The sequence below is a fragment of the Phenylobacterium sp. genome (assembly GCF_004297125.1).
In the GTDB taxonomy this organism is placed as follows: Bacteria; Pseudomonadota; Alphaproteobacteria; order Caulobacterales; family Caulobacteraceae; genus Phenylobacterium.
Genome location: NZ_SCVD01000027.1, coordinates 1 through 26,567, shown reverse-complemented (window position 1 = coordinate 26,567; position 26,567 = coordinate 1). Strand labels below are relative to the sequence as shown.

At 70.2% G+C, this 26,567-nt stretch carries 29 protein-coding genes; 10 read left to right on the top strand and 19 right to left on the bottom strand.

What is annotated here, in order from left to right; all coding sequences use genetic code 11:
• Window positions 1–3: 3 nt before the first annotated feature.
• From EPO51_RS20025 to EPO51_RS20015, 3 genes are all read right to left on the bottom strand, one after another.
• The gene (locus EPO51_RS20025) at window positions 4–312 is read right to left on the bottom strand and encodes an SCP2 sterol-binding domain-containing protein (RefSeq protein ID WP_293353875.1); all 309 of its coding nucleotides are present in this window, start codon (window positions 310–312) and stop codon (window positions 4–6) included.
• A 74-nt stretch (window positions 313–386) separates the two neighbouring features.
• Window positions 387–1,244 (bottom strand): class I SAM-dependent methyltransferase, encoded by an 858-nt coding sequence (locus EPO51_RS20020; protein ID WP_293353873.1) that lies wholly within the window; start codon window positions 1,242–1,244, stop codon window positions 387–389.
• 87 nt (window positions 1,245–1,331) lie between these two features.
• Window positions 1,332–2,165, bottom strand: coding sequence for a class I SAM-dependent methyltransferase (locus tag EPO51_RS20015; protein ID WP_293353871.1), 834 nt, complete (start codon window positions 2,163–2,165; stop codon window positions 1,332–1,334).
• A 205-nt stretch (window positions 2,166–2,370) separates the two neighbouring features.
• On the opposite strand from EPO51_RS20015, the gene EPO51_RS20010 reads away from it, so the two are divergent.
• Window positions 2,371–2,826: an Hsp20 family protein gene (locus tag EPO51_RS20010; protein WP_293353869.1), complete on the top strand. Its 456-nt coding sequence runs from the start codon at window positions 2,371–2,373 to the stop codon at window positions 2,824–2,826.
• A gap of 57 nt (window positions 2,827–2,883) precedes the next feature.
• On the opposite strand, the gene EPO51_RS20005 is transcribed toward EPO51_RS20010, so the two are convergent.
• The 4 genes from EPO51_RS20005 to gpmA all read right to left on the bottom strand — a co-directional run bounded on the left by EPO51_RS20005 (window position 2,884) and on the right by gpmA (window position 6,667).
• A complete protein-coding gene (locus EPO51_RS20005; protein WP_293353867.1) occupies window positions 2,884–4,089 on the bottom strand; it encodes a pentapeptide repeat-containing protein in 1,206 nt (401 codons plus the stop codon).
• Window positions 4,090–4,095: 6 nt separating this feature from the next.
• Complete coding sequence (locus tag EPO51_RS20000; RefSeq protein ID WP_293353865.1) at window positions 4,096–5,358, bottom strand: pentapeptide repeat-containing protein; 1,263 nt, start codon at window positions 5,356–5,358, stop codon at window positions 4,096–4,098.
• Between the two features lie 60 nt (window positions 5,359–5,418).
• Window positions 5,419–5,868, bottom strand: coding sequence for a deaminase (locus EPO51_RS19995; RefSeq protein WP_293353863.1), 450 nt, complete (start codon window positions 5,866–5,868; stop codon window positions 5,419–5,421).
• An 88-nt stretch (window positions 5,869–5,956) separates the two neighbouring features.
• Window positions 5,957–6,667 (bottom strand): 2,3-diphosphoglycerate-dependent phosphoglycerate mutase, encoded by a 711-nt coding sequence (gene gpmA, locus EPO51_RS19990; protein WP_293353861.1) that lies wholly within the window; start codon window positions 6,665–6,667, stop codon window positions 5,957–5,959.
• A gap of 80 nt (window positions 6,668–6,747) precedes the next feature.
• On the opposite strand from gpmA, the gene EPO51_RS19985 reads away from it, so the two are divergent.
• From EPO51_RS19985 to EPO51_RS19970, 4 genes are all read left to right on the top strand, one after another.
• Window positions 6,748–6,993, top strand: a complete 246-nt coding sequence (locus EPO51_RS19985; protein WP_293353859.1) for a hypothetical protein — start codon at window positions 6,748–6,750, stop codon at window positions 6,991–6,993.
• Window positions 6,990–7,955 carry a KpsF/GutQ family sugar-phosphate isomerase gene (locus tag EPO51_RS19980; protein ID WP_293353857.1) on the top strand — a complete coding sequence of 322 codons (966 nt, stop codon included), beginning with the start codon at window positions 6,990–6,992 and terminating at the stop codon, window positions 7,953–7,955. The genes EPO51_RS19985 and EPO51_RS19980 overlap by 4 nt, the downstream gene beginning before the upstream one ends.
• 94 nt (window positions 7,956–8,049) lie before the next feature.
• Entirely contained in the window at window positions 8,050–9,552 is a 1,503-nt protein-coding gene (locus EPO51_RS19975) for a phosphomannomutase/phosphoglucomutase (protein ID WP_293353855.1), read from the top strand.
• 105 nt (window positions 9,553–9,657) lie between these two features.
• Entirely contained in the window at window positions 9,658–10,956 is a 1,299-nt protein-coding gene (locus EPO51_RS19970; RefSeq protein WP_293353853.1) for a UDP-glucose dehydrogenase family protein, read from the top strand.
• Between the two features lie 9 nt (window positions 10,957–10,965).
• On the opposite strand, the gene EPO51_RS19965 is transcribed toward EPO51_RS19970, so the two are convergent.
• The 3 genes from EPO51_RS19965 to EPO51_RS19955 are packed head-to-tail and all read right to left on the bottom strand — an operon-like array spanning window position 10,966 to window position 15,065.
• Window positions 10,966–12,498: a DHA2 family efflux MFS transporter permease subunit gene (locus EPO51_RS19965; protein WP_293353851.1), complete on the bottom strand. Its 1,533-nt coding sequence runs from the start codon at window positions 12,496–12,498 to the stop codon at window positions 10,966–10,968.
• A gap of 3 nt (window positions 12,499–12,501) precedes the next feature.
• Window positions 12,502–13,626 (bottom strand): HlyD family secretion protein, encoded by a 1,125-nt coding sequence (locus tag EPO51_RS19960; RefSeq protein ID WP_293353849.1) that lies wholly within the window; start codon window positions 13,624–13,626, stop codon window positions 12,502–12,504.
• A 29-nt stretch (window positions 13,627–13,655) separates the two neighbouring features.
• Window positions 13,656–15,065 carry an efflux transporter outer membrane subunit gene (locus EPO51_RS19955; protein ID WP_293353847.1) on the bottom strand — a complete coding sequence of 470 codons (1,410 nt, stop codon included), beginning with the start codon at window positions 15,063–15,065 and terminating at the stop codon, window positions 13,656–13,658.
• Between the two features lie 120 nt (window positions 15,066–15,185).
• On the opposite strand from EPO51_RS19955, the gene EPO51_RS19950 reads away from it, so the two are divergent.
• Window positions 15,186–15,803 (top strand): TetR/AcrR family transcriptional regulator, encoded by a 618-nt coding sequence (locus tag EPO51_RS19950; protein ID WP_293353845.1) that lies wholly within the window; start codon window positions 15,186–15,188, stop codon window positions 15,801–15,803.
• 39 nt (window positions 15,804–15,842) lie between these two features.
• Here EPO51_RS19950 and EPO51_RS19945 read toward each other — a convergent pair whose 3' ends face one another.
• From EPO51_RS19945 to EPO51_RS19930, 4 genes are all read right to left on the bottom strand, one after another.
• The gene (locus EPO51_RS19945; protein WP_293353843.1) at window positions 15,843–16,004 is read right to left on the bottom strand and encodes a hypothetical protein; all 162 of its coding nucleotides are present in this window, start codon (window positions 16,002–16,004) and stop codon (window positions 15,843–15,845) included.
• Between the two features lie 88 nt (window positions 16,005–16,092).
• Entirely contained in the window at window positions 16,093–16,983 is an 891-nt protein-coding gene (locus EPO51_RS19940; RefSeq protein ID WP_293353842.1) for a c-type cytochrome, read from the bottom strand.
• A 259-nt stretch (window positions 16,984–17,242) separates the two neighbouring features.
• Window positions 17,243–18,160, bottom strand: coding sequence for an alpha/beta fold hydrolase (locus tag EPO51_RS19935; RefSeq protein ID WP_293353840.1), 918 nt, complete (start codon window positions 18,158–18,160; stop codon window positions 17,243–17,245).
• 56 nt (window positions 18,161–18,216) lie between these two features.
• Window positions 18,217–19,350, bottom strand: a complete 1,134-nt coding sequence (locus EPO51_RS19930) for an alpha/beta hydrolase (RefSeq protein ID WP_293353838.1) — start codon at window positions 19,348–19,350, stop codon at window positions 18,217–18,219.
• 101 nt (window positions 19,351–19,451) lie between these two features.
• Here EPO51_RS19930 and EPO51_RS19925 point away from each other — a divergent pair, with 101 nt between their 5' ends.
• On the top strand, window positions 19,452–21,056 hold the full coding sequence (locus EPO51_RS19925) for a long-chain-fatty-acid--CoA ligase (RefSeq protein WP_293353836.1): 1,605 nt from the start codon (window positions 19,452–19,454) through the stop codon (window positions 21,054–21,056).
• A gap of 7 nt (window positions 21,057–21,063) precedes the next feature.
• Here EPO51_RS19925 and EPO51_RS19920 read toward each other — a convergent pair whose 3' ends face one another.
• The 3 genes from EPO51_RS19920 to EPO51_RS19910 all read right to left on the bottom strand — a co-directional run bounded on the left by EPO51_RS19920 (window position 21,064) and on the right by EPO51_RS19910 (window position 22,890).
• Complete coding sequence (locus tag EPO51_RS19920) at window positions 21,064–21,714, bottom strand: glutathione S-transferase family protein (protein WP_293353834.1); 651 nt, start codon at window positions 21,712–21,714, stop codon at window positions 21,064–21,066.
• A gap of 90 nt (window positions 21,715–21,804) precedes the next feature.
• On the bottom strand, window positions 21,805–22,392 hold the full coding sequence (locus tag EPO51_RS19915) for an NADPH-dependent FMN reductase (RefSeq protein ID WP_293353832.1): 588 nt from the start codon (window positions 22,390–22,392) through the stop codon (window positions 21,805–21,807).
• An 18-nt stretch (window positions 22,393–22,410) separates the two neighbouring features.
• The gene (locus EPO51_RS19910) at window positions 22,411–22,890 is read right to left on the bottom strand and encodes a MarR family winged helix-turn-helix transcriptional regulator (protein WP_293353830.1); all 480 of its coding nucleotides are present in this window, start codon (window positions 22,888–22,890) and stop codon (window positions 22,411–22,413) included.
• Between the two features lie 121 nt (window positions 22,891–23,011).
• Here EPO51_RS19910 and EPO51_RS19905 point away from each other — a divergent pair, with 121 nt between their 5' ends.
• Window positions 23,012–24,064: a hypothetical protein gene (locus EPO51_RS19905; RefSeq protein ID WP_293353828.1), complete on the top strand. Its 1,053-nt coding sequence runs from the start codon at window positions 23,012–23,014 to the stop codon at window positions 24,062–24,064.
• 129 nt (window positions 24,065–24,193) lie between these two features.
• Here the strand turns inward: EPO51_RS19905 and EPO51_RS19900 are convergent, their stop codons facing one another.
• A complete protein-coding gene (locus tag EPO51_RS19900) occupies window positions 24,194–24,400 on the bottom strand; it encodes a helix-turn-helix domain-containing protein (protein WP_293353827.1) in 207 nt (68 codons plus the stop codon).
• A gap of 2 nt (window positions 24,401–24,402) precedes the next feature.
• The gene (locus EPO51_RS19895) at window positions 24,403–24,969 is read right to left on the bottom strand and encodes a DUF2975 domain-containing protein (protein ID WP_293353825.1); all 567 of its coding nucleotides are present in this window, start codon (window positions 24,967–24,969) and stop codon (window positions 24,403–24,405) included.
• A 243-nt stretch (window positions 24,970–25,212) separates the two neighbouring features.
• Between EPO51_RS19895 and EPO51_RS19890 the strand changes: the two genes are divergently transcribed.
• A complete protein-coding gene (locus tag EPO51_RS19890; protein WP_293353823.1) occupies window positions 25,213–25,944 on the top strand; it encodes an ankyrin repeat domain-containing protein in 732 nt (243 codons plus the stop codon).
• 156 nt (window positions 25,945–26,100) lie between these two features.
• On the top strand, window positions 26,101–26,567 hold a 467-nt coding region (locus EPO51_RS19885), incomplete at its 3' end, for a hypothetical protein (protein ID WP_293353821.1).

Sequence of the window (26,567 nt, the reverse complement as noted above, 5' to 3'; positions counted from 1 at the left end):
CGCCTAGACCGCTCTCTCGAACAGGGCCTTCACCTGGGGCATCAGACGCATGGCCTCGCCCATGTCGGACAGCTTCAGCCGGCCCGTCATCACAGCACGCATCGGATCCAGCTCACCCCTGCCCAGCTTCACCAGGTCGGAACGGGTGACCGAGACCGTGAGGTCCGCGGGCCGATCGTCGTTGGTCACGGAGGCGCCGTCCACGTGGATCACGCCTTCGCCCTTCAAATCGAGTTTGACCGTACGGCCCAGGCCGTCACCGGACGCCGCCGCGCGGCGGATCCGGTCGGTCAATTCCTCCAACGTGGCCATGCCCCAGATAAGCTTTCGTGAATCAGGGCGAGCTTCGCTTCACGCGTGTGTCGTGTAAACCGCTGGTGACACCGTTATCTTGGTTTGACGAACTTGAGCGTCATTCGGTCGCTTTCGCCGATGGCGTCGTATCGCGCGTGGTCGAAGGCCGGATCGAACGCCTCGCCCCGCGGCGAGGATCGGCGGACGGGCGGCAGGGTCCAGACGCCGAAGGGATGGTCGCGGGTGTCCTTCGGGTTGGCGTTGATCTCGCTGGCGGCCTGCAGTTCAAAGCCCGCCTCCTGCGCCAGCTTGATCGCATAGGCCTGGTCGACATAGCCGGTGTCGGCCAGCAGGTCGGGCACGCCGCCCGGCGCGGCGCGATGCTCTTCCACCCCCAGCACGCCGCCGGGCTTCAGGGCCAGGAAGGCGTCGCGGAACGCCTTCTCGGCGATGCCGGCGGCCATCCAGTTGTGCAGATTGCGCAGGAACAGCACCAGGTCGGCGCTGCCGGCCGGCGCGATGGGGCCGCTGGTCGGGCCGAAGGCGGTGATCTCGACCGTGCCATAGGGCTTCTGCCCGGTCGCATACTTGGTGCGGTAGGCCTCGACCACCTGCTTTGCCGAGGGATCGGCGGGCTCGGCGATCTGCAGGTGGGCCGCGTAGAGCCGGCCGCCGGTGGCGTCCAGGAACGGGGCGAGGATCTCGGTGTACCAGCCGGCGCCGGGCCAGAACTCCACCACCGTGGCGCCTGGCTTCAGGCCCCAGAAGGTCAGGCTCTCGAGCGGGTGGCGCCAGCGGTCGCGGGCCTTGTCCTCCGCGCTGCGCCAAGGGCCCGCGACGGCGGCGGCGACGGTCTTCGGCGGCGAGGCCTTGGGCGTCGCCGGCTGACCGCGGCAACCCGCCAGGGCGGCCGCGCCGGCCAGCAGCGCGCGTCGGGATGTGAGGATCATGGGCGCCGGTTCACTCGCGAGCGCCCCCCAGCCGACCCACCAGCTTAGAGCTAACGGGTCGGATGGGTGCGGTCAAAGCGCCCTGTCTCAGCCGGCCTTCACGAAGCGCAGCGTCATGCGGTCGCTTTCGCCGATGGCGTCGTACTTGGCGCGGTCGAAGGCCGGGTCGGAGCCCTGGCCGCCCGCGGTCGTCCACCGCGACGGCGGCAGCGTCCAGACCCCGAACGGATGGTCCTTGGTGTCCTTGGGATTGGCGTTGACCTCGGACTTGTCGGCTAGCTTGAAGCCGGCCTTTTCCGCCGCGGCGATCACGGTGGCGGTCGAGACATAGCCGTTGCTGACCCCGGGCAGTTCCGGCTTGGGATCGGCGCGGTGCTCCTCCACGGCCAGGACGCCGCCCGGCTTCAGGACCGCATGGGCGTCCTTCAGCACCTTGTCGAGGGAGCCGTTCATCATCCAGTTGTGAACATTGCGCGCGGTGATCACGAGGTCCGCCGAGGCGGGCGGACCCAGCGGCCCCGACACCGGGCCGAAGTTCACATATTTGATCGGGCCGTACTTGGCGGTGTCGCCATATTTCGCTTCGAAGGCCGCCCGGCCCTTCTTCGCGCCTTCCGAAAGCTTCGGATTGTCGAGGTCGGCGGCGGTGGCGACGTAGGTCCCGCCGGTGGCCTTGGCGTAGGGCGCCAGGATCTCGGTCCAGTAGCCGCCGCCGGGGGACAGCTCGATCACCGTCTGCTTGGGCTTCAGGCCCCAGAAGGTCAGGGTCTCGGCCGGATGGCGCGCGGCGTCGCGCGCCTTGTTCTCCGGCGCGCGCTGGGCGCCGGCGACGGCGGCCTGCAGCTTGGCGTCATTGGCCTGAGCGGGGATGGCGGCGGTGAGCGCGAGGGCGACGGCGCAGGCCGAGGCGAGGCGGAGCATGGGGGGTTTCCTCCTGGTTGAGCGCGGCAAGCTAGAGCGCCGCGACACGGCGGCATAGGGCCCTTGAAAGCCGATTTCGGGCTCCTAACTGATGGCGTGGAGGCGCTGGATGTCCGGGCCTCCTGGGCTGCAGGCGACGCCACACCGGGTCGCCGTAGGTCCATGAACACAACGCAACCTTGCTTTGAAAGAAGGATGTGACCGCATGCGTACGATCGACTTCTCCCCCCTGTACCGCTCCGTCGTGGGCTTCGACCGCCTGGCCGGCCTCCTCGAGACCGCCGCCGCCGACGCCGCCACGGGCTATCCCCCCTACAACATCGAGCGCACCGACGAGACCAGCTACCGCATCGACATCGCGGTCGCCGGCTTCCGTCCGGAAGAGCTCAACGTCGAGGTGAAGGAAAACCTGCTCACCGTCTCCGGCCGCAAGGCAGCCAATGACGATGCGAAGAAGTACCTCCATCGCGGCCTCGCCGAGCGCAACTTCGACCGCAAGTTCCAGCTCGCGGACTATGTGATCGTGACCGACGCGAACCTGGCCGACGGCCTGCTGTCGATCAGCCTGAAGCGCGAACTGCCGGAAGCGCTGAAGCCGCGCACGGTGGCGATCAACACCACGGCCCAGCCCAGCCTGATCGAAGGCGAAAAGGCGGCGTAAGCCCCCCAGCCTCTCGGGTGAGAACGAAGGCGGCGTCCTCACGGGCGCCGCCTTTTTCTATGCGGGCAGCCTGGCGCCGCGCAGGTCGGCGCCGTCCATCACCGCCCCGTCCAGTTGCGCGCTCTGCAGCCGGGCGTAGCGCAGCCGGGCGCCGGCGAGGTTGGTGGCGGTCGAGCGGCCGGGCGCGATCTCCAGCGGGGAGAGGTTGGCTTCGGCGAGGTCGGCGCGGGTGAGGTCGGCGCCGCCCATCCGGGCGCCGCGCAGGTCTGCGCCGCGCAGGATCGCCCCGCGCAGGTCGCAGCCTTCGAGGTTGGCGCCTTGCAGGTGGGCGCCGGTCAGGTCGAGGCCGGCCAGGTTCGCGCCCTTGGCGCTGACGGCGGTGAGCTTCAGGCCCTTCAGCTCGTCCGCGGCAGAGCGCAGGTCGGCGCCGTCGAAGCGGACGGGCGAACCCTCGCGGCCGCCGGAGCCGACCCAGAGATCGTGCTGGCGGGCCTGGGCCACCAGTTTCACCGCGCGCGCCACGTCGTCGCGGCTGGGCGGGGCGGCGGCCCCCTCCAGGCGTGCGCCGCGCGTGCGGGCCGTGGTCAGCACCACGCCCGACATGTCGGCCCCGCCGAAGTTGGCGTCCTCGAGGATCGCGCCGCCCACGTCGATGCTGGCGAGCAGCGCGCCTTCGAAATTGGCCCCCTTGAGGTTGGCGTCGGTCAGGCGCGCCCCGGCCAGCGACGCGTCGGAGAAGTCGGCGCCGGCGGCGTAGAGGCCGTCGAGGCGCGAGCGGTCCAGCGTCGCGCCGGAGAAGTTCGCGCCGTCCACCTCGCCGCTGCGGCCTTCCTCGATCACCGCCGGGAAGCCCCGGGTCGGGTGGGGCCGGGCGATGGAGCCCGGGCGGAAGTCGGCCTCGCTGAGGTCGGCGCTCCCGAGATTGGCGCCCGAGAGGCATGCGCCGCGCAGGTTGGCCTTGCGCAGGTTGGCGCCCCGCAGATCGGCGCGGCGCAGGTCGCACCCCGCCAGGATCGCCCCGTCGAGCTGGGCGCCCGCGAGCCGCGCGCCGTCGAACACAGAGCCGGAGAAGTCGCCGCCCGAGAGCTTGCGGCCGGTCAGGTCCAGACCGCTGAAGTCCACGAAGGGCAGGTGGGCGCGCTTGCCGCCCTTGCCCGCCAGGAAGCGGGCGTGGTTGTCGAGCAGGATCGAGAGCTCGCCTTCGCTGAGCCGGCGCCGGCCGGGCAGGTTCGGTTGGTCCGGCTGGCCTTGGACGCGGATCATGGCGCCCTAGATCACGTCTTCGAGGCCGCGCGCCCCGTTCCGGAGGATGCCGGTGAAATCGGCCTGCTTCAGCAGCGCACGCGTGAAGTTCGAGCGGCTCACGTCGGCCTCGACGAACACCGCATGGCGGACGTCTGCGCCCGTGAGGTCGCAGTTCTTGAGCTGGGCGTTGGTCAGGTTGGTGGGCAGCACGCGGTCGGCGCCCAGCAGCAGCGGACCCAGCTGGGCCTCGCGCAGGTCGGCGCCGGAAAGCTTCGCCCCCACCAGCCGCGCGCCCCGCAGGTCGGCGCGGCGCAGGATGCAGTTGCGCAGGTCAGCGCCTTCGAGGTGCGCGCCCTGGAGCTGCACGCCTTCCATGTCGAGGCCGTAGAACGTCGCGCCCTTGGCCGACAGGGCGGTGAGGTTGTAGCCGCGCACCGAGGTCAGCGCGCGCAGGTCGGCGTTGTCGAACGAGGACGGCTTGCCTTCGCCGCCGCCGGTCTCGCACCACTTGGCGTGGTCCTTGATCATCTGGTCGTAGGGCAGCTCGCTGAGCGCGCGGCCCACGGGCTCGTCGGTCAGGGCGCCCGTCATGTTGGCGTCCGAGACGTTCCAGGCCACCGTCCGGGCGCCCACAAGGATGGCGTCGCGCATGTCGGCGCCGGCCAGGTCCGCCCCCGAGAGGTCGGCGCCGGACAGGTTCGCGCCGCGCATCGAAGCCTGCTTCAGGTTGGCCCGGATCAGCTTGGCGTCCTTGAGGACCGCGTCTGTGAAGTCGGCGCGCACCGCCATCGCGCCCGACAGGCGCGAGCGCTCCAGGTTGGCGCCGGCCAGGATCGCACCCTGCAGCTCGCCCTGGTTCGGCAGGCCGATCTCGAGCTTGCGGAACCCGAACTGGCGGTCGCCCGCGGCCAGGGTGCCCTCGCGCAGGTCGGCCTCGAACAGGTCGGCCCCCGTGAGGTTCACGTTGCGCATGCACGAGCCGCGCAGGTCGGCGCGACGCATCGAGGCCTCGCGCAGGTCGGAACCGCCAAGGTCGGCGCAGAAGAAGGTGGCGTTGTCGAGCCGGGCGCCGCGCAGCTTGCAGTCGTTCATGATCGCGCCGGTGAAATCGGCGTCGCAGAGGTTCCGCCCGAAGAGGTGGGTCCCGGACAGGTCCTTGAAGGCGAACACCGCGCGCGCGCCGCCCGGCTTGGAGCTCCAGAGGCGGTCGTGCTTGGCGCAGATCGCATCGACTTCCGCCTGGGTGAGGCGGGTCTGGACGAGCGATCTGGCGTTGTCGGAGGACATTCGATCCGGGCTTCAGCAAGACGACAGAAAGAGGATGTGAACCATGTTAGGCGCTGCGGATTAACGGCGACTTTCCAGGGTTTTAGCCGGGCGGTAGGCCGCATAAAGCGCTCTGGCCTCAGCCTCCATCAACCCCTGGTCGGTCACAATGCCGGCGCCCTGCAACCGGCGGCATCCCTCGCCGCCCGCGAACACCGACGAATCACTCGCCGCGATCACGACGCGCGCCACGCCGGCCGCGGCCAGCAGCTCGCTGCACGAGGGTCCGCCGCCCGAGCGCCGGGCGCAGGGTTCCAGGGTGACATAGGCCGTGGCGCCCCGGGCCGCGTCCCCGGCCGCCCGCAGCGCCTGCTCCTCGGCGTGGGGCCGGCCGCCCTCGCCCGTCACGCCCTCGCCGACGACCACGCCGTCGCGGACGATGACGCAGCCCACCGAGGGGTTCTCGGCCGTGCGGCCCACACGCGTCGCCGCCAGCTCGATCGCCCGGCGCATGAAGTCTTCGTCGCTCATGCCGCCAGCATGAGCCATCCGCGGGCGCGAATGAAGGCCAAGCCCGCCTTGCTCAGGTCCGGCGAAACCTGACCGTCGGATCTGGCGCTCAGATCGGCGGCAGCTTGGTGGCCCGCCCGGCGTCCAGGTAGCGGGCCGCGGTGGGCTTCAGGCCGGCGTCCAGCTCGATCACCAGCGGATTGCCGGTGGGGATCTCCACCTCGATGATCGCCTCGTCCGACAGCGCGAACAGCAGTTTCACGATCGCCCGCAGCGAATTGCCATGCGCGGCGACCAGCAGGGTCTCGCCCGACTTCAGGCACGGGACGATCTCGGCGTCCCAGTAGGGTTGGACGCGGTCCAGGGTGGTCTTCAGGCTCTCGGTGACCGGCAGCGCGGCGCCGGCGTAGCGGCGGTCCTTCGAAAAGTCGAACTCCCCGCCCGGGGCCAGTTCCGGCGGCGGGATGTCGTAGGAGCGACGCCAGACCTTCACCTGGTCGGCGCCGTGCTTGGCGGCGGTCTCGGTCTTGTTGAGGCCCGTCAGGCCGCCGTAGTGCCGCTCGTTCAGCCGCCAGTCCTTCACCTCGGGCACGAACGTCTGGCCAGCGGCGTGCAGCGCCAGCCACGACGTGCGGATGGCCCGCGTCAGCACCGAGGTAAAGACCCGATCGATGGCGATCCCGGCCGCCTTGATCAGTTCGCCGCCCTTCTTCGCTTCCGCCTCGCCCTGGGCGGTCAGGTCCACGTCCACCCAGCCGGTGAAGCGGTCTTCCAGGTTCCACTGGCTCTGGCCGTGACGCAGCAGGATCAGGGTGGGCAAGGTGGGTTCTCCTTCAGCGGGAGGTTCGGCTAGGGCAGGACGCCCTACCCCGTCAACCCAACGCGGGCTATAGCGGGGCCATGCTCGACCGCTTCTACCTGCCGCTGCTGGCCCTGGGCGCCGCCGCCGCGATCGCCCTGGCGCTGGTCTGGCCGCAGGGGCTGGGCGACCGCTCGCCCGCCCCGTTCGGCCACGAGCCGGTGCAGCGCACCGCCGCCGCCCAGGCCGCCATGCGCCGCGAGACCGAGGCCGCCCAGCGGCGCGTCGACCAGGCGCGGGAGGCGGTCCGCAACATCCAGAACCAGGCGATCGCGCCCTCGCAATGACCTTGAAGGACACCATCGCCGTCGGGCGCCGCGTGCTGGAGACCGAGGCCGAGGCGCTGGGCCGGATGGCGGCCGAGTTGGGCGAGCCCTTCGCCAAGGCGGTGGAGACGCTGTTCACCGCCCGCGGCCGGGTGATCTGCACCGGCATGGGCAAGTCCGGCCACGTGGCGCGCAAGATCGCCGCGACGCTGGCCTCCACGGGATCGACGGCCATGTTCGTCCACCCCAGCGAGGCCAGCCACGGCGACCTGGGCATGATCGGCCAGGACGACGTGATCCTGGCGCTGAGCAAGACGGGCGAGACCCGCGAGCTGGCCGACGTGATCGCCTATGCCGCCCGCTTCGACATCCCGCTGATCGCCTTGACCGCCGCCGCCGACGGGACCCTGGCGCGGGCTGCGGACATCGTGCTGCTGCTGCCGGACGCCGCCGAGGCCACCGACGCGGTCAATGCGCCGACCACCTCGACCACCCTGCAGATGGCCATGGGCGACGCCCTGGCCGTCGCCCTGCTGGAGCGGCGCGGGTTCAAGCCGCACGACTTCAAGGTGCTGCACCCGGGCGGCAAGCTGGGCGCCATGCTGCGCACCGCCGCCGACCTGATGCACGGCCGCGAGGAGTTGCCGCTGGTCGCGCCGGACACGCCGATGCGCCAGGCCCTGCTGGTGATGACCCAGATGCGCTGGGGAATCGTGGGCGTGGTCGATGGGGGCGGCCGCCTGCTGGGGGCGATCACCGACGGCGACCTGCGCCGCCACATCGACGGCCTGATGGACCACACCGCCGGCGAGGTGATGACCGCCGGACCGAAGAAGACCGTGGCCCCCGGCATGCTGGCCGGCGAGGCCCTGGCCCTGATGAGCGATCCGCCGCCGGCGGTGACCGTGCTGTTCGTGGTCGACGACGCCAAACCCGTGGGCATCCTGCACGTCCACGACCTGCTGCGCGCCGGCGTGATGTAGCGAACGCGTGACCCGCGTTAAGCCTTACGCAGTGGCCTGTGACATATCCGGCCGTTAAACACGCGGCGAACCGTCGTTGTCCCCCGGAGTTCCGATGCTGCCCACCCCCCGCGCCGACCTCTCCGCCAACACCTGGGATTATGAAGTCACCCCGCTGGTGAAGCCGACGGGCTTCCGGGAATACGACGCGCGGTGGCTGTACGGGCCGGAGATCAACCTGCTCGGCGTGCAGGCCCTGGGCCTGGGCCTGGGAACCCTGATCCACGAGATGGGCCAGAAGCGGATCGTGGTCGGCCACGACTACCGGTCCTATTCGCTCGCGATCAAGCAGGCCCTGACCATCGGCCTGGTGGCCGCCGGTTGCGAGGTGCTGGACATCGGCCTGGCCGTGTCGCCGATGGCCTATTTCGCCCAGTTCGACCTGGACGCGCCCTGCGTGGCCATGGTCACCGCCAGCCACAACGAGAACGGCTGGACCGGGGTGAAGATGGGCGCGCAACGCCCCCTCACCTTCGGCCCGGACGAGATGGGCCGGCTGAAGGAGATCGTGCTGGGCGGCAAGTGGACCCAGCGGCCGGGCGGCTCCGTCGCCCACATCGCCGGCGTGGCCGAACGCTACATCAAGGACGCCGCCGGCCGGGTGAACCTGAAGCGCCCGCTGACCGTGGTGGCCGCCTGCGGCAACGGCACGGCCGGCGCCTTCGCGCCCCGGGCCCTGCGCGACATGGGCGTGGCCGTGGTCATCGAGATGGACTGCGAGCTCGACTACAACTTCCCGAAGTACAATCCGAACCCCGAAGACAGCATCATGCTGCACGCCATGGCCGAGACGGTGAAGGTCCACGGCGCCGACCTGGCGCTGGGCTTCGACGGCGACGGCGACCGTTGCGGCGTGGTGGACGACGAGGGCGAGGAGATCTTCGCCGACAAGATCGGGCTGATGCTGGCCCGCGACCTGTCGGAGCTGCACAAGGACGCGACCTTCGTCGTCGACGTGAAGTCCACCGGCCTCTTCGCCACCGACGAGGTTCTCAAGAAGAACGGCGCCAAGACCGTCTACTGGAAGACCGGCCACAGCTACATCAAGCGCAAGACCGCCGAGCTGGGCGCCCTGGCCGGTTTCGAGAAGAGCGGCCACTTCTTCATGAACCCGCCGATCGGGCGCGGGTATGACGACGGCCTGGTGGCCGCCGCGGCGATCCTGGCCATGCTGGACCGCAACCCGGGCAAGAAGCTCAGCGACCTGAAGAAGGCCCTGCCGGTCGCCTACACCTCGCTGACCATGAGCGCGCACTGCGCCGACGAGGAGAAGTACGGCGTCGTGGACGACATGGTGGCCGAGTACACCGCCTTCGCGAAGGCCGGCGGGACCATCCTGGGCCGCAAGATCGTCGACCTGATCACCGTGAACGGTGTCCGCGTGGCGCTGGAAGACGGTTCCTGGGTGCTGGTCCGCGCCTCGTCCAACAAGCCCGAGATCGTGGTGGTCGTGGAGAGCACCCGGTCCGAGGACGACATGCGCGCCCTGTTCCACCAGGAGATGAAACCCCGCCTCGGCAAGCGCCCGCAGGTCGGCGGCTACAACCAAGAGATCTGAGGCCGACACGCCCGCGGCGCGGATTTTGCTGCACTGCGGGACGATGTGCCGTTGCGACCGCCTTTCCCGCGTGGTGAAAGGCGCAGCCTTCCAGGAGAGTTCTGAATGCGCGTGGCGATGATCGGGACGGGTTACGTGGGCCTCGTCAGCGGCGCCTGTTTCGCCGACTTCGGCCACACGGTGACCTGCATCGACAAGGACGCCGCGAAGATCGAGCAGCTCAGGAGCGGCGGCATTCCCATCTACGAGCCGGGCCTGGACCTGCTGGTGGCGGCCAACGTGCGGGCCGGCCGGCTGTTCTTCGACACGGATGCGGCCCAGGCGGTTCGCGAAGCCGACGCCGTCTTCATCGGCGTGGGGACCCCTTCGCGGCGCGGCGACGGCTATGCCGACCTCTCCTACGTCTACGCGGCGGCCGAGGAGATCGCCGCCTTCGTCGACGGCTTCACCGTGGTCGTCACCAAGTCGACGGTCCCGGTCGGCACCGGCGACGAGATCGAGGCGATCTTCAAGCGTGTGCGGCCCGACGCCGACGTCGCCATCGTCTCCAACCCCGAGTTCCTGCGCGAAGGCGCGGCGATCGAGGACTTCAAGCGCCCCGACCGCGTCGTGGTGGGCACCCAGGACGAGCGCGCGCAGACGATCATGCGCGAGCTGTACCGGCCGCTGTACCTGAACGAGACGCCGATCCTGTTCACCAGCCGCCGCACCAGCGAGCTGATCAAGTACGCGGCCAACGCCTATCTGGCGCTCAAGATCACCTACATCAACGAGATGGCCGACCTCTGCGAAGCCGTCGGCGCCGACGTGCAGCAGGTGGCCAAGGGCATCGGCCTGGATGGCCGGATCGGCGGCAAGTTCCTGAACGCGGGCCCCGGCTATGGCGGCTCGTGCTTCCCGAAGGACACCATCGCCCTGGTCCGCACCGCGCGGGACGCCGGCTCGCCCGTCGAGCTGGTCGAGACCACCATCAAGGTCAACGACGAGCGCAAGCGGGCGATGGCGCGCAAGGTGATCAAGGCGCTGGACGGCGACGTGAAGGGCAAGACGGTCGGCATCCTGGGCCTGACCTTCAAGCCCAACACCGACGACATGCGCGACGCCCCCTCGCTGGCCATCGTGCCGGCGCTGCAGGACAAGGGCGCGAAGATCCAGGCCTTCGATCCCGAGGGCCACGAGGCGAAAAAGCTGCTGACCGGCGTCGATTTCAAGGACGACCCCTACGCCGTGGCCGAGGGCGCCGACGTGCTGGTGATCATCACCGAGTGGGACCAGTTCCGCGCGCTCGACCTGGACCGCATCAAGCTCACCATGAACAAGCCGGTGCTGGTGGACCTGCGCAACATCTACAAGCCTGCCGACATGCTGGCCCGCGGCTTCGAGTATTCCAGCATCGGGCGGTGATCCGCGGCTCTAGTGCCCCCCGCCCGGCGCGGCCATCCGCTTCGGCTTGGGCGCGAGCCAGATCAGCGAGGCGGCCACGGCGAACACTGCGGCCGTCGCCAGGAACATGCGGTTCGTCGAGATCATCACCGCCTGGACCTGCACCAGCCCGTCCAACTGGCGTAGCGCCTGGTCCGGCGACAGCCCACGGCCGGTCATCACGTCCAGCACGCGCTGCGGGTCCGGCAAGGCGCCGGCCAGCACGCTGCGCTGCGCCGTCGAGGTGTCGTCCCAGGCCGTGGTCATGATCGAGGTCGCAAAGGCCGCCGAGGTGGTGCGCAGGAAGTTCTGCAGGCCGGCCGCCGCGGCCGTCTCCTCGGGCAGCACCGAGGACAGCGACAGGCTGGTGGTCGGGATGAAGAAGAACGGCATGGCGAAACCCAGCACGAACTGCGGGATGGCGATGTCCCAGAACGTCGCGTCGGTCGTGTAGAACGCGCGCCACAGGGCCACGCCGGCCATCCAGAACACCCCGAACGAGACCAACATCCGCACGTCGTAGCGGCCGACCAGCCTGGCCACGATGGGCGACATGATCACCGCCAGCACGCCGTTCAGGCACCCCGCGTAGCCGGCCCAGGTGGCCGTGTAGCCCATGCTGGTCTGCAGCCAGAGCGGGATCAGCACCACGCTGGCGAAGAAGGCGCCGAAGGTCAGGCTGAGCACGACGACCCCGACGACGAAGCCCCGGTGGCGGAACACCTTCAGGTTCACGATCGGGTTCTGGGAGGTCAGCTCCCAGATCAGGAAGGCCGCGAAGCCGATGGCGGCGACCACCGCCAATCCGACGATCACCGGCGAGCCGAACCAGTCCAGTTCCTTGCCCTTGTCGAGCATGATCTGCAGCGAGCCGACCCAGACGACCAGCAGCAGCAGGCCGATATAATCCACGGGCACGCGCCGGGTGGCGGTGTCGTGAGCGATCAGCATCCGATAGGCGCCGACGCCGACGATGGCGGCCACCGGGATGTTGATCAGGAAGATCCAGCTCCAGTGGGCGTTGTCCGAGATGATCCCGCCCAGGATCGGCCCGGCGATCGGGGCCACGACGGTGGTCATGCTCCAGAGGCCCAGCGCCTGTGCGCCCTTGTCCTTCGGGAAGATGTGCAGCAGCAGGGTCTGCGACATCGGCATGATCGGCCCGCCGCACAGGCCTTGGGCCACGCGGAACGCCACCAGCATCGCGAAGCTGGGCGCCAGGCCGCAGGCCAGGGAGAACAGCCCGAAGCCCGCCATGCTGAACGCGAACACCCTGACCGGCCCGAACCGCTGGGCCAGCCAGCCGGTCAGCGGCACGGTGATCGCCTCGGCCACGGCGTAGGAGGTGATCACCCAGGTCCCCTGGGCGGGCGATACGGCCAGGGCGCCGGCGATGTGCGGCACGGAGACGTTGGCGATGGTGGTGTCCAGCACCACCATGAAGTTGGCCAGCCCCAGCAGGAGCGCGGCCGTGTAGAGCGGAACGCCGGTCAGCGGGGCGGGTCCGGCGGGGGCCTGCGGCACGGCTCAGCCTCCGATGTCGATATCGGCCGTCATGGACAGGCCGACCCGCAGCGGATGCTTCGCCAGCTCCTTCGGATCCAGGGCGATCCGAACCGGCACGCGCTGGACCACCTTGATCCAGTTGCCGGTGGCGTTCTGCGCGGGGATGACGGCGAACGCCGAACCCGTGCCGCCCGAGAACCCGACCACCCGGCCGTGGAACTTCACCCCCGAGCCATAAAGGTCGCTGGTGAGCGTCACCGGCTGGCCGATGCGCACCTTGCGCAGCTGCCCTTCCTTGAAATTGGCGTCCACATAGGCCTGCTGGATCGGCACCACGGTCATCAGCGCCGCGCCGGGCTGCACCCGCTGGCCCACCTCGACGGTGTTGCGGGTCACGACGCCGTCGGTGGGCGACCGGATCACGGTGCGGGCCAGGTCCAGTTCGGCCTGGGCCAGGCGGGTGCGGGCGGCGGCGACCTCGGGGTTCGAGGCGACGTCGCCGCCGGCCACCAGCACATTGGCCGCGCGCTGCTGTTCGCCGGCCGCCACCGCGTTCGCGCGCGCCTGGGCCAGGGCGGCCCTCGCGGTCGTCAGGGTGGTTTCCGCGGCGGTGAGTTCGTCGGCGGAGACGGCGCGGGCGTCGGCCAGGCCCTTGCGGCGGCCGTATTCCACCTGGGCGCGGCGCAGTTGCGCTTCGGCGGCGGCGATGTCGGAGGTCCGCGCGTCGGTCTGCGCCGCCAGCGCCCGGTCGTTGGCGAAGTACTGGCGGACCCGGCGCTCGGCCTGGTCCAGGTCGGCGCGGGCCCGGTCCACCGCCAGGCGGTAGTCCGCAGGCTCGATGACCGCCAGCACCTGACCCCGCTTCACCGGCTGGGTCTCGTGGATCGGGACCTGCACCAGCGGGCCGCTGACCAGGGCGGCGACCTGGACGCTGCTGGCCTGCACATAGGCGTTGTCGGTCTCGACGTGCTTCGAGCCGACCAGCAACCAGTAGACCAGATAGAGCAGGCCCGCCGCGGCGACGACCGCGGCGAGGGTCAGCAGGAGACGGATGCGCCGGCCGCGCTGGGGGTTCGCGGCCGGCGCCGGGGCGGACGCCGCTTGGGGGATAGCGGCTTCCGCCGTGGGGCCTTGGTCTCGGGCCATGGGGTGGACTTTCGAGAGAAGTGTTGGGGTCAGGCGCGGAAGCCGCCGCCGAGGGCGCGGACGAGGCTGGCGTCGAGGGTGAGGGCGCGGGCCTCGAGCTGGGCGACCGCGCGGCGCTGGGCGATGACCGAGTCCTCGGCGGTCAGCAGGGTGAGGTACGAGGTCAGCCCGCCCTCGTAGCGCAGGCGCGCCACGCGGTAGGCCTGTTCGCCCGAGGCCAGGCTGTCGCGGGCCGCGCCCAGGCGGGCCTGCAGCGCGCGCTGGCCCGCCGCGGCGTCCGCCACCTCCTGCAGCGCCTGGACCAGGGTCTGGTCGTAGGCCGCGACCGCGGCGTCATAGTCGGCGCGGGCGCCGCGGTAGGCGCCGTCCAGCCGCCCGCCATCGAAGATCGGCAGGCTGATCGCCGCGCCCGCCTGGCCGATGTCCGACCCCGAACTGGTCAGGTTGTTCAGCCCCAGGGACTGTAGGCCGATGAAGGCCGCCAGGTTGATGTTCGGATAGAAGCCGGCGCGGGCCACGTCGATCCGGCGTGCGGCGGCCTCGGCGCGCAGGCGGGCGGCCTGCAGGTCGGGCCGGCGTCCCAGGAGGTCGGCGGCGAGGTGGGACGGTAGGCCGAAACCAGCCTTCGGCTGGGCGTGCGGCCGCGCGAGCGCGAGGCCGCGGTCGGGACCGGCGCCCGCCAGGGCGGCCAGCTGGTTGCGGACCACCGTGAGTTGTTCATCCAGCGCCGCGAGATCCTGGCGCGCGGCGGCGGCGGCCGCGCGGGCCTGGTCCGCCTCGCCGGGATTGGCGGCGCCGCCGGTGACCCGGCGCGCGACGAGATCGGCGGAGGCCTCGCGGTTCTTCAGGGCGGCATCGGCCGCGTCGTGCTCGGCGCTCAGACGGGCGAAGTCGGCGTAGGCCCCGGCGATGGCCGTGGTGAGCGCCAGCCGGGCTTCGGCCGCATCCATCCGCGCCGCCTCCGCCTCGGACGTCGCCGCCTTCAGCGCCGCGCGGTTCCTGCCCCAGAGATCCAGGTCGTAGCTGAGGTCCAGGCTGGCGCGGCCGGTGTCGTTGTAGCCGCGCGGGACGAACTGGGCCGGGATGCCGTTGTTGTAGGACTGCTTGGTCTCGGCCGCCTGGGCGTTCGCCTCGACCCCGGGCAGGGTCGCGGCCCGCGCCTGGCGCGCCCGGGCGTCGGCGGCGCGCAGCCGGGCGGCCGCCTGCGCCAGGCTGGGCGAACCGGCCAGCGCCTCGTCCATCAGCCCTTCGAGCTGCGGATCGCCATAGGCGGCCCACCAGCGGTCCGCCGGCCAGGCGGCGTCGGGGGCCTGGAAGCTCTTGGCGGTGGCGAAGTTCTCGGCGGCGGCGGCCTTCGTCGGGTCGGGGAGTTGGGGGATGGTGGCGCATCCGGCCAGCGCGGCGGCGCCGGCCATCAGGCCGATAAGCGAATGGGACATGTCTTGCGCCTTGGGGAGGATGGGCGACTGCGACGGTTCTAGCCATTGATATGACCGTACAGTACGGTCATATATTGGCGATAGCTGGACGGCGTCAAGACGGCGCTTTAGGGAAAACGAATGTCGGTGGCGGCCACCATCACCAAGCGGGAAGACCGGCGCGAGATCATCCTCGACGTCGCGCGCGAGTGCTTCCTGGCCGAGGGTTTCGCCGCGACCTCGATGTCGACCATCGCTGCGCGCCTCGGCGGCTCGAAGGGCACGCTCTACAACTACTTCAAAAGCAAGGAAGAGCTGTTCGCCGCGATGATGCAGCGCCTGTGCGGCGAGTTGCAGGCCACCCTCTTCGACATCGGACCGGACGGCGGCGACGCCGAGGCCCGGCTCACCCACTTCGCCCGCAGCTTCCTGGGCCACCTGATGTCCCCCGAGGCCATGGGCATCCAGCGCCTGATTGTGTCGGAGAGCGAGCGGTTCCCCGAGCTGGGCCGCATCTTCTACGACAGCGGCCCCAGGATCGTGCTCGGACGAATCGGGGCCTATCTCCAGGAACTGATGGACGCGGGCCGCCTGCGCCGCACCGACCCGGTGATCGCCGCGCAGCACTTCAAGGACCTGGCGATCTCAGGGATCTACTGGCCGCGCATGTGGGGCGTGGCGTCGCATCCGACCCCGGACGAGGTCGACAACCAGGTCGCACGGGCCGTGGACACGTTCCTGCGCGCCTACAAGCCCTGAGGCCGGCGAGCGCGCCGGGAGCGCAGCGCCTCCGAGGAGCTAGAAGCCCAGGCCGGGCGCGCTCATGAAAGCTTCGGCGATCCAGATGGCGCCGGCCCAGAAGGCCGCGGCCAGGACCGCCACGAAAGCGAGACAGGCGATCGAGCGGGCGGGCCGCTCCACCTGCCGCGCCACGCCCATGAAGGCGAGGTCGCGACGCATATTTCCTCCCAAACCAGCTCTTATTTCAGGTCGGTCCGGGTCGAGCCGGCCGATTTATGACGACGATGACACAACATTTTGCCCCTTGCTAGGGTTGCTGCGCTCCCGCTGACGTGACGTCAGCCATCGCGATCTGCCGGGCCGCGCGCGCCTTCAGGTAGCCCTGCAGCGCCGAGATCTCGTCCGAGCTCAAGCCGCCAAATCGCGCCGGCGCGATCTGGGTCATCAGGCCGACCTTGCGGTCGCCCGCCGCCACGCCGGTGCGCAGCAGCCGCGCGAAGTCCGCGGGATCGTATGACGCCACGATCGAGAGGTCGGGCGACTTCATCGTCTTGTTGCCCTCCAGCGACTGGCCGTGACACTCGACGCAGGCGCGGGCCAGGTCGCGGCCCCGCGCGTGTTCGGGACCGAGGTCGGCGATCTTCAGGGCGCCGCCGTTGGCCGCGATCATGTCCGGCTCGGACTTGAACTGGCCCAGAAGCACGCCCAGCCGGCCGACCGGGCCGACCTGGAAGCGCGGCTGCTTCTCGCCCGTGGGCTTGTAGGTCCGCAGGTAGGCCAGCAGGTCCGCGGTTTCCCGGTCGCTCAGGTGGGCGAAAGCGCTCGACGGCATCATCCAGAGCCGACGCCCGTTGGCCGCCACCCCGTGGCGGATCGCGGCGTCCAGTTCCGAGTCGGTCTGCTCCGCCACGGCGCGGCTGAGGTTCGGCCCCCAGGCGCGGATGATCGGCATCTCGTCGTGGAAGAGCAGGCCCTGCAACTTCTCGCCGTGGCAGTCGTGGCAGCCGTTCAGCTTGGCCACCCTGGCGCCGCGGGCGACCGCGCCGGGATCGGACGAGGCCATCAGCTGGACCTTCGGGCGATCGACCGGCCAACGGATCATCGCCTCCGACACCGCGAAGGCGCCGCCGATGACGATAAGCAACAGGGCGGCGATGCCGGCCAGGCCAAGGCCGGCCCACTTCAGCAGACGTTTCATTTCACACACCTGGTCTTGGACGCGGCCTCTGATGGGCCGCCGTTCCGGGGACCGGCGAGATACGGCTACCCGTGTTCGCCCACAATCCGCGTGATTGCAGCGCGCTTCTGCAGCTTTGCAGTGCGTCGAAATGGGCCCCGCGAACGTAGCGGGCGTTCCGTCCGACCGACCCCAACGTCCGTCGCGACGCCCTCGCGTTCCCCTTCCCCGCGGAAGAGAAGAACCAAGCGCCCGGCGTCTCCCTGAACCTCGATTGGATCTAGATCGGCTTTTCCAGGAAGGCGCGGACCAGCTTCACCGTCGCGGCCGGGTTCTCTTCCATGATCCAGTGGCCCGAATCCGGCACCACGCCCTCGGTCACGTTCGCCGCGGCCGCCCGCATCACGGCGGCCATCGTCAGGCCGAACGACTTCTCGCCGCCCAGGGCGAGCACCGGCATGGCGAGCTTCCCGCCGCCCGAAAGATAGGCGCGGTTGTCGATGGCGTCCTGGTCGAAGGCGGCGAACTGGGCGAAGCCGGCGTGCATTGCCCCCGGCCTGGCGTAGAGCGCCGCATAGTGGACGCGGGCCTCTTCGGTGAACTTCGCCGGCGTCGCCGAGAACTCGTTCCAGAAGCGGTCGAGATAGATCCGCTCGCGGCCCGCCACCAGCCGCTCCATGTCGGGACCGCCGAACCGGAAGTGCCAGAGCAGCGGGTTCTTCAGGATCTCCTCCCACGGCCCGACGCCCGGCACCGGCGCGTCGATCAGCACCAGCCGGGTCACCCGCGCCGGGTTCTGCGCGGCGAAGGAAAAGGCGACCATGTTGCCGATATCGTGGGCCACCACGTCGGCGCGCGCCACCTTCAGGGCGTCCATCACGCCGGCCACGTCACCGGCCTGGGTCTTCTTGTCGTAACCGCCTGCCGGCCTGGTCGAGAGCCCCATGCCGCGCAGGTCGGGCACGATCACCGTGTGGTCGCGCGCCAGGTCCTCGGCCATCGGGACCCACATGTCGCCGGTCTCGCCATAGCCGTGCAGCAGCACCACCGGCGGCCCCTTGCCGCCCACGCGGACGTGGATCGTCGCGCCGTTGGCCGCGATCTCCCGGACGGTGAAGCCGGAGGGGAAATCGAACGCCCCGGCGAGCGCCGGCCCCGCGGCCAGCAACAGGGTGAAGACCAGACCGAGCAGACGCATCGTGACCCCTCCAGGCGATGACGAGGCCACCTTAGCCCTTCAGCGGCGCGGCGTAATCAGAGCTTCGACTCCACCCAGTCGCAGAGCAGGTTCGCCGCGTTCTCGCGCACCCGGCGGCTGTCTTCGAAGTAGTGGGCGCCCTTAATCATCTGGAGCTGCTTGTCCGAGGTTCCCAGGTTGTCGAAGATGATCTGGGCGTCGGACGGGAACACCCCCGTGTCCGCCAGCCCCTGGACCACCAGCGCCGGCATCCGGAACTTGGCGAGCTGGTCCTTGCCCCGGCACTTGGACGTCTCCAGGCTCCACATGCTGAGCCAGGTCTTCAGGTTGTTGGCCCGGCCGATGGAGGGGCTGCGGTTGGCGACCGCCGGATGGCCGCGGTAGCACATCGGCGTCTCGCGCTCGGACGGGTCGATGGTCCCGTCCATCATCCGCAGGTCGCCCCAGCACCGGAACAACGGGAACAGCCGGTCGGGGATGCCGGCGTCGTTGAGACGCTTCAACTCGGCCTTGGCCCAGTCGGTGATCCGCTGGTTCCGGGCCCGCTGGGCGGCGCGGTAGCGGGCGATGAACGCCTCCGAATAGGGCGGACCGTTGTCGGGGTTGAACGGGTTCAGGCTCTCGTCCGTCGCGACGGGGTCGAACTCGTCCACGACCGAGGCGTCCATCCAGTCGGTCAGCACCTCGGGCCGGCCCTGGTGGGCGTTGAACGAGATGTAGAGGTCGCCCTGCGGCAGGGTGTTCAGCGCGTCCAGCCCCGCGCCGCTCAGGAGGTCGCCCAGGGTCGGCGCGATGGCCTCGGCCTGGTAGGCGCCCATCAGCGAGCCGCCGCCGGAATTGCCCAGGATCACCACCGTCTCGACGCCGGCCTGCTCCTTCAGCCAGCGCACGCCCACGCCGATGTCGATCACCGCGTGTTCCAGCAGGAACTGGTCCTCGGCGCCGCGGTAGCGGGTGTTCCAGCCCAGGAAGCCGAAGCCGCGGGAAGCCAGGTAGGGGGCGATGTAGTGCTCGGAGAAGTCGACGTTGTAGTGGGTGGCGATGAAGGCGGTCTTCGGCCGCGCCCCCTTCGGCGTGGTGTAGATGCCCTGGCAGGGGTGGCCGCCGGCCATGATCCGCGGGGAGGTCGGAGAGGGAAAGCCCAGGAATTGCCGATCCAGCTTGGCAAGCAGGTCGCTGTCGTCGATCACGCCGTCTCTCCCCTTGGGTGGTCTGGCCGCTTGGCGGCTCGGTCGATACTTCGTAATCTAATCATTATTCCCGATCCAGAGAGAACCGGAGCAAGCCGCCGATGCAGGCCCTGATGCAGGACTGGTCGCTGACCCTCGACAAGATCCTCGACCACGCCGCCCGCTGGCATGGCGAGCGCGAGGTGATCACCCGCTCCGTGGAGGGCCCGGTCACCCGCAGCACCTACGCCGAGGTGCATCGCCGCGCGAAACAGGTCAGCCACGGCCTGCTGGAGATGGGGATCAGGCCCGGCGACCGGGTCGCCACCATGGGCTGGAACAGCGATCGCCACCTGGAGGTCTGGTACGGCTGCGTCGGCGTCGGGGCGGTCCTGCACACGCTCAATCCGCGGCTGTTCCCGGAGCAGATCGTCTACATCGCCAACCACGCCGCCGACACTGTGCTGTTCGCCGACCCGGCCTGCGCGCCGCTGCTGGCCGAGCTCCTGCCGCAGTGCCCGACGATCAAGCGGGTAATCTTCCTGAACGAGGAATACGAGGCCTGGCTGAACGGCCGACCGGCCGACACGGCCTGGGGCGGCTTCGACGAGACCCAGGCGGCCGGGCTCTGCTACACCTCCGGCACCACCGGCAATCCGAAGGGCGTGCTCTACGGCCACCGGTCGAACTACCTGCACGCCATGATGACCTTGCAGCCCGACGCGCTGAACCTGTCGGCGCGCGACACGGTGCTGCTGATCGTGCCGATGTACCACGCCAACGCCTGGGGCGTGATGTACTCGGCCCCGATGGTCGGGGCCAAGCTGGTGCTGCCGGGGGCGAAGCTGGACGGCGCCGCCCTGCACGAGCTGATGGAGACGGAGGGCGTCACCTATTCCGCCGGCGTGCCCACCATCTGGCAGATGCTGCTGGCCCACCTGAAGGAGACCGGGGGCAAGCTCACGACATTGCAGCGGGTCACCGTCGGCGGCGCGGCCTGCCCGGAAAGCATCATCCGCACCCTGCGCGACGACTACGGCGTCGACGTCATCCAGGGCTGGGGCATGACCGAGACTTCGCCGCTGGCCACCGTCTCCACGCCCTCGCCCAAGGTGGCGGCCCTGCCCTTCGAGCAGCAGCTTCCCTACAAGCTCAAGCAGGGCCGGCTGGTCTGCAACCTCGACCTCAAGCTGGTGGACGACGACGGCCGGCGCCTGCCCCACGACGGCAAGACGTTCGGCCGGCTCATGATCAAGGGCCCGACCATCGCATCCGGCTACTACGGCCAGGAGCACAACAGCGCCCTGGACGACGAGGGCTTCTTCGACACCGGCGACGTCTCCACCCTCGACCCCGACGGCTACATGCAGATCACCGACCGGGCGAAGGACGTCATCAAGTCCGGCGGCGAATGGATCAGCTCCATCGACGTGGAGAACATCGCCGTCGGCCACCCCAAGGCCGCGCTCTGCGCCGTGCTCGGCGTCGTCCACCCCAAGTGGGACGAGCGCCCGATCCTGCTGGTCCAGCTCGAGGCCGGCCAGGCCGCTGACAAGCAGGAGTTCCTGGACTTCCTGGACGGCAAGATCGCCCGCTGGTGGATGCCCGACGACGTCCTGTTCGTCGAAGAAATCCCCCTGGGCCCCACCGGCAAGATAGACAAGAAGCTGCTGCGCACCCGCCTCACCGGCTACGAGCTGCCGTTCGATCCGAACCTGAAGCGCTGAGCGCGCCCTATGCCGCCCCCGACGCGTTGAAGACCGCCAGCTGGGCGGCGAAGGCGCGCGCGTAGGCCGGCCGCGCCTCGCCGCGGGCGACGTAGGCGGCGAGGTTCGGATAGTCGGCCAAGATGCCCGAGCTGCCCAATCTCAGCAGGACCGACACCATGAGCAGGTCGCCGGCGCTGAATCCCCCGTCAAGCCATTCGGCGTCGCCCAGGTGGCGGGAAAGCTGGTCCAGCCGGTTGCGGATGCGGCCCACGACAGCCGTCAGCCGTTGCTCGTACCAGGCCTCGTCGCGCTCGAGGAAGAAGGCGGCTTCGCGCTCCACGATCGTCGGTTCCATCGTGCTGACGGCCGCGAACATCCAGGTGATCGCCCGCGCCCGGGCGTTCGCATCATCCGGCAGCAGGCCCACGTGGCGCTCCGCGATGTGCAGCACGATGGCGCTGGAATCGAACAGCGTCAGATCGCCCTCTTCGTACGTCGGGATCTGCCCGAAGGGCTGGAGCGCCAGGTGCGCGGGCTCCTTCATCTCGGCGAACGACAGCAGGCGCACGTCATAGGCCTGGCCGACTTCCTCGAACGCCCAGCGCACGCGCATGTCGCGCGCCAGTCCCCGGCCGCGATCGGGCGACGCTCTGAAACCTGTGATGGTAGGGGTCATGGGAAGGCTCCGGGCGATGGCATGGCGCCCCTAGGACGAACGACCGGTGGGCGTCCCGACGCCCGCCCGGACTTTTCTGGCCGGCCTCCGCTACCCCACCGGCGGCTCCAGCCGCTGCGCCAGGTCGATCACCCGCGCCGCCAGCCCGCCCAGCAGCTGCGCCGGCAGGGCCTCCTTCAGCGCCCAGTTCTCGTCGAAGGCGCCGTGGGCGAGCGGCACCAGCACCTGCTCCGTCGCCACCACGGTCTGGATGGTCCCCAGGATCTGGCGCATGTGGGTCACCCCGCGCAGGCCGCCGAACGGGCTGATCGAGGCCGCCATCAGTCCCGCCACCTTGCCGCGGAAGGCGCTCAGCGCCGTCAGGGGCTCGCCGTCGGTCGGCCGCGAGGCCCAGTCGATGGCGTTCTTCAGCACCCCGCTGACCGAGCCGTTGTACTCCGGCGAGGCGATCAGGAACCCGTGGTGCGCCCGCAACAGCGCCTTCAGGTCCCGAGCGGCCTGCGGAAACGCCGCGACCTCCACGTCGCCGTCGTAGAGCGGCAGGGCGAAATCCTTCAGCCGGATCGCCGTCACCTCGGCGCCCTTCCCCCGCGCCTCCGCCACCGCCAGGTCGAGCAGCGCCTGATTCAGCGATCCGTTGCGGGTGCTGCCGGCGAAGGCGAGGAGCTTGACGGTCATGCGTGTCCTTGAGCGGATCTAGACGGCGGAGTCCGAGGGCGTGTCCTCGCCCACGTCGTTCGCCAGGTTGCGGCCCACCAGGGTGAGCGCCTTGCGCAGGGTGGAAATCTCGGCCTTGGTCAGGCCGTTGAGCGCGACGTCGTTGACCTCGGCCACCGCCGGCAGCAGCACCGCCTCCAGCGCGCGCGCCGTGTCCGTGAGGAAGACGTGGACCTTGCGCCGGTCCTCCTCGCTCTTCACCCGGGTGACGAAGCCGGAGCGCTCCAGGCTCTTCAGCGCGATCACCGTCGTGGGCTCGCGCATCCCGACCCGGCGGCTCAGTTCGCGCTGGGTGATGCCGTCCTCGCGCCACAGCACCCTGAGGAATCGCCACTGGCCGCTGGACACCCCGTGCGGGGCGGTCCGCACCTCCAGCGCGCGGGAAAACGCCCGGAACGCGATGCGCGTCAGATAGCCGATGCTGTTGGTGGGGTCGGCGTAGAGTTGTGTGTCGCTCATCCCCGGACCATTCCACCGCAGCCGTGGCGCCGCAATCGGCTCCCCCAAATTGGCTTTGTTGACACGCCAGCGGGGCCTACCTACGAAATAGATAGAATACTAATCTTTTGGAAGTCCCCCAATGCTGTTTCCCGGCCTGCCGCTGCTCCCGACCACCATCGTGGGCAGCTATCCCCAGCCGGACTGGCTGATCGACCGCGACGGGCTGAAGAGCCGCCTGCCCCCGCGCGTCCGCGCCCAGGAGCTGTGGCGCATCAAGGATCCCAAGGCCCTGGCCGACGCCCAGGAGGCCGCCACCCTGGTGGCGATCAGCGACCAGAAGCTGGCCGGGATCGACATCGTCGGCGACGGCGAGATGCGCCGCGAGAGCTATTCCAACCGCCTGGCCACGGCCCTGGGCGGCATCGAGACCGACCCGCCCGGCATGGCCATGGACCGCACCGGCGCCATGAACCCTGTCCCCCGCGTCGCCGGCCCGATCCGCCGCCTGGGCCCCATCGAGGCCCAGGACGCCGCCTTCCTGAAGGCCCGCGCCGGCGGCCCGGTGAAGATCACCATCCCCGGCCCCTTCACCATGACCCAGCAGGCGCAGAACGATCACTACCCCGACGCCCGCGCCCTGGCCCTCGACTACGCCGACGCCGTCAACGCCGAGATGCGCGACCTGTTCGCCGCCGGCTGCGACATCGTCCAGCTCGACGAGCCCTATCTGCAGGCCAAGGCCGACGAGGCCCGGAGCTTCGCCATCGAGGCCATCAACCGCGCGGTCAAGGGCGTGGGCGGGATCACCGCCCTGCACATCTGCTTCGGCTACGCCCACGTCCACCAGGGCGCCGCCAAGCCCGGCGGCTACGCCTTCCTGGAGGAGCTGGAGGCCTCCGACGTCGACATCATCTCCATCGAGGCCGCCCAGCCCAACCTCGACCCGGCGATCCTGCGCGAGCTGCCCACCAAGCACATCATGTACGGGGTCATCGACCTCAACGACCCCAACGTCGAGACCGCCGAGACCGTCGCCGCCCGCATCCGCCAGGCCCTGCCCTACATCGACGCCGAGCGCCTGATCGTCGCCCCCGACTGCGGCATGAAGTACCAATCCCGCGAGGTCGCCTTCGGCAAGCTGAAGGCCATGGCCGACGGCGCCGCGATCGTGCGCAAGGAACTGCAAGGGTAGGCCCGCGCGCGCCGCAAGCGCCGTCATCTTCAACCACGGAAAACACGGAAGAGCTGCGCCTGCTGAGCCTTCCGTGTTTTCCGTGCCTTCCGTGGTTGAATCTTCAGGCGCTGACGCTCCGTCCGCCCCTCAATCCTTCACATACTTCAGGATGTCCCCCGGCTGGCAGTCGAGGAACTCGCAGATCCGCTCCAGCGTGTCGAAGCGGACCCCCTTCACCTTGCCCTGCTTCAGCAGCGAGACGTTGGCCACGGTGATCCCCACGTGCTCGGCCAGGTCCCGCGACTTCACCTTGCGGGTGGCGAGCATGACGTCCAGCGTCACGACGATCGCCATCGTCAGACGAACTGTTCGTTTTCGAGGGCGATGCTGGACGCCCGCGCCATCGCCGAGGCGATCACCCACAGGATGGCCGCGCCCAGCAGGTTCAGCAGCTGCGCGCCGCTGAGGTCCAGGCTCAGTTCCTTGTGTCCCGGCGGGTTGGCGAGGCTGATCGCCACCGACAGCACCGGCACGCTGACCACGCTGGCGGCCGCGGCCCAGAAGGTCGCGGCGGCATAGCCCCGCAGGCCCTCCACCGCCTCCGCCCCGAAGAAGTCGCCCCGCGCGAAGGCCGCCAGCGACCGGCGCGCCCGCAGCAGGCCGTAGCTGAGCAGCAGCGCCGGAACCAGGCAGATCGCCGCCCCCGTCACCCGCTGCCAGGTCCGCGCCGCGCCGCCCATCTCCATGTCCGGCCGGATGTCCGGCGGGATCAGCCGCACCAGCGCCAGCACCTCCCACGACCCGAACGCCCACAGCGCCGCCACGCACACCGGCACGCCCACGGCCACCACCCCGCACCCGACGGCGCAGACCGCGCTGATCCGCTGCTCCCGGCTGACGCCGCCCACTGTCACTCCCGCCATCGCTGTTCTCCCGTCGCCGCCCCGGCTCGATATGAATTATCGTGTGACAATAATAAATGCGAGTCAAACGGCAAATAATCCCGCCACACAGCGGCCGCGCGTGGGGAGAGGACCGCGGAAAATGGAGGAGGCGTCGGGGCCACGCCGTCTTGCCAAGCTTCACGACCCTCGGCAAATTCCGCCGCCTCGGCGGGCGCCCGCGCCGCCGCCGAGCCCCTCATGCCCAGCCGGATCTCCTTCCCCATGCACAGGACCCTCGCCGCACCTGCGGCCCTGCTTTTCGCCCTGGCCCTGGCCTCCCCGGCCGCCGCCCAGACCACCGAGGCGCTGCAGATGGCGGTGCTGCGCAACGACCCCGCCGCCATCGAGCAGGCGATCCGTTCCGGCTCCAACTCCAGCGCCGCCACCGAGAACGGGTCTCTGCTGGCCCAGGCGGCCATGTCCGGCCGCGCCCAGGCCGTGCGCGCCCTGCTGGCCCACGGCGCCGACCCCGCCGCCCCGGGACCCAACGGCGGCAACGCGCTGAACGCCGCGTTCTTCGCCATGAACGGCACGGTGCTGCTGGCGCGTGACGAGGCCCCCGACCCCGCCCGCCGCGCCCAGGCCGTCGAGATCGTGCGGTTGATCGCCGCCCGCGGAATCGGGCTCGACAACCCCATCCGCATCGCCACGACCAACATGACGCCGCTGATGCAGGCCGCCCAGGCCGGCGCGCTCGACGTCGTGCAGATCCTCCTGGACGCCGGCGCCAACCCCAACGCCACGAACGCCGGCGGCTACGCCGCGCTGGACTACGCCGTCGACCGCGCCCCCATCTGGACCACCCTCCCCGCCGACCAGCGCGCCGGGATCGTCCGCGCCCTCCTGGCCAAGGGCGCCCGCCGCGACCACACGGGCGCCGACAAGATCACCCCCCTGGCCCGCGCCCGCGCCACCGGCGACCCGGCGATCGTCGCCGCGCTCGAGGGGCGCTGAGCCGGCGGCCGGTCGAGACAGCCAAGGCCGCGCCCATGCTCTGCCCGTGGGGTTCTTGGCAGCTTGCTGCTGATGGCGCTCCGGCGACGCCGCGCCGTTTCAAAAAACCACGAACAACTTTGACATCCGCCGCTGCGGTATGTTCTCGTTATGTTCATGTCGCCCGAAGCGGACATCGTCGATCGCGACCAGCAGCTCCTGGGCCAGCTCGCCGAGCTGGATTTTGCGCTGGCCAAGCATGTCCAGGCCCGCGCCCTGGCCACTGACGACCCCGCCGAGCTCGCCTCGCTCAGCCACGCCTACCGGGGCGTCTCCCGCTGCGTCCGCCAGACCCTGGCCCTCAAGGCCAAGCTGAAGCGCGACGCCGAGCAGCACGCCCGCTGGCTGCAGGCTCGCGATCCCCGTCCCCGCGCGCCGGTCTCCGCCCCGCTCAATCCGGCCGCCCGCCGCCGCGCCGAACTGGAGGCGGCGGTCGGCCGGGTGATCTGGGCCGAACGCGAGTTCGACGGCCCCGACTGGGAGGACCGCCAGGAACAGCGCTTCCGGCTCATGGAGCACTACCTCCACTTCGACGACCGCAAGCACCGCTTCGGCCCCGAAACCCTCGACCAGGACGTCGTCAC

What these genes read in the sequence shown, in the direction of transcription:
- EPO51_RS19970 (WP_293353853.1), top strand. Translation starts at nt 9,658, where the DNA reads ATGCGCGTGGCGATGATCGGGACGGGTTACGTGGGCCTCGTCAGCGGC.
- EPO51_RS19960 (WP_293353849.1), bottom strand. Translation starts at nt 13,626, where the DNA reads ATGGCCCGAGACCAAGGCCCCACGGCGGAAGCCGCTATCCCCCAAGCG.
- EPO51_RS19925 (WP_293353836.1), top strand. Translation starts at nt 19,452, where the DNA reads ATGCAGGCCCTGATGCAGGACTGGTCGCTGACCCTCGACAAGATCCTC.
- EPO51_RS19985 (WP_293353859.1), top strand. Translation starts at nt 6,748, where the DNA reads ATGCTCGACCGCTTCTACCTGCCGCTGCTGGCCCTGGGCGCCGCCGCC.
- EPO51_RS19895 (WP_293353825.1), bottom strand. Translation starts at nt 24,969, where the DNA reads ATGGCGGGAGTGACAGTGGGCGGCGTCAGCCGGGAGCAGCGGATCAGC.
- EPO51_RS19890 (WP_293353823.1), top strand. Translation starts at nt 25,213, where the DNA reads ATGCACAGGACCCTCGCCGCACCTGCGGCCCTGCTTTTCGCCCTGGCC.
- EPO51_RS19940 (WP_293353842.1), bottom strand. Translation starts at nt 16,983, where the DNA reads ATGAAACGTCTGCTGAAGTGGGCCGGCCTTGGCCTGGCCGGCATCGCC.
- EPO51_RS19920 (WP_293353834.1), bottom strand. Translation starts at nt 21,714, where the DNA reads ATGACCCCTACCATCACAGGTTTCAGAGCGTCGCCCGATCGCGGCCGG.
- EPO51_RS19975 (WP_293353855.1), top strand. Translation starts at nt 8,050, where the DNA reads ATGCTGCCCACCCCCCGCGCCGACCTCTCCGCCAACACCTGGGATTAT.
- EPO51_RS19935 (WP_293353840.1), bottom strand. Translation starts at nt 18,160, where the DNA reads ATGCGTCTGCTCGGTCTGGTCTTCACCCTGTTGCTGGCCGCGGGGCCG.
- EPO51_RS19905 (WP_293353828.1), top strand. Translation starts at nt 23,012, where the DNA reads ATGCTGTTTCCCGGCCTGCCGCTGCTCCCGACCACCATCGTGGGCAGC.
- EPO51_RS20020 (WP_293353873.1), bottom strand. Translation starts at nt 1,244, where the DNA reads ATGATCCTCACATCCCGACGCGCGCTGCTGGCCGGCGCGGCCGCCCTG.
- EPO51_RS19900 (WP_293353827.1), bottom strand. Translation starts at nt 24,400, where the DNA reads ATGGCGATCGTCGTGACGCTGGACGTCATGCTCGCCACCCGCAAGGTG.
- EPO51_RS20025 (WP_293353875.1), bottom strand. Translation starts at nt 312, where the DNA reads ATGGCCACGTTGGAGGAATTGACCGACCGGATCCGCCGCGCGGCGGCG.
- EPO51_RS20010 (WP_293353869.1), top strand. Translation starts at nt 2,371, where the DNA reads ATGCGTACGATCGACTTCTCCCCCCTGTACCGCTCCGTCGTGGGCTTC.
- EPO51_RS19995 (WP_293353863.1), bottom strand. Translation starts at nt 5,868, where the DNA reads ATGAGCGACGAAGACTTCATGCGCCGGGCGATCGAGCTGGCGGCGACG.
- EPO51_RS20000 (WP_293353865.1), bottom strand. Translation starts at nt 5,358, where the DNA reads ATGTCCTCCGACAACGCCAGATCGCTCGTCCAGACCCGCCTCACCCAG.
- EPO51_RS20015 (WP_293353871.1), bottom strand. Translation starts at nt 2,165, where the DNA reads ATGCTCCGCCTCGCCTCGGCCTGCGCCGTCGCCCTCGCGCTCACCGCC.
- EPO51_RS19955 (WP_293353847.1), bottom strand. Translation starts at nt 15,065, where the DNA reads ATGTCCCATTCGCTTATCGGCCTGATGGCCGGCGCCGCCGCGCTGGCC.
- EPO51_RS19950 (WP_293353845.1), top strand. Translation starts at nt 15,186, where the DNA reads ATGTCGGTGGCGGCCACCATCACCAAGCGGGAAGACCGGCGCGAGATC.
- EPO51_RS19915 (WP_293353832.1), bottom strand. Translation starts at nt 22,392, where the DNA reads ATGACCGTCAAGCTCCTCGCCTTCGCCGGCAGCACCCGCAACGGATCG.
- EPO51_RS19945 (WP_293353843.1), bottom strand. Translation starts at nt 16,004, where the DNA reads ATGCGTCGCGACCTCGCCTTCATGGGCGTGGCGCGGCAGGTGGAGCGG.
- EPO51_RS19910 (WP_293353830.1), bottom strand. Translation starts at nt 22,890, where the DNA reads ATGAGCGACACACAACTCTACGCCGACCCCACCAACAGCATCGGCTAT.
- EPO51_RS19980 (WP_293353857.1), top strand. Translation starts at nt 6,990, where the DNA reads ATGACCTTGAAGGACACCATCGCCGTCGGGCGCCGCGTGCTGGAGACC.
- EPO51_RS20005 (WP_293353867.1), bottom strand. Translation starts at nt 4,089, where the DNA reads ATGATCCGCGTCCAAGGCCAGCCGGACCAACCGAACCTGCCCGGCCGG.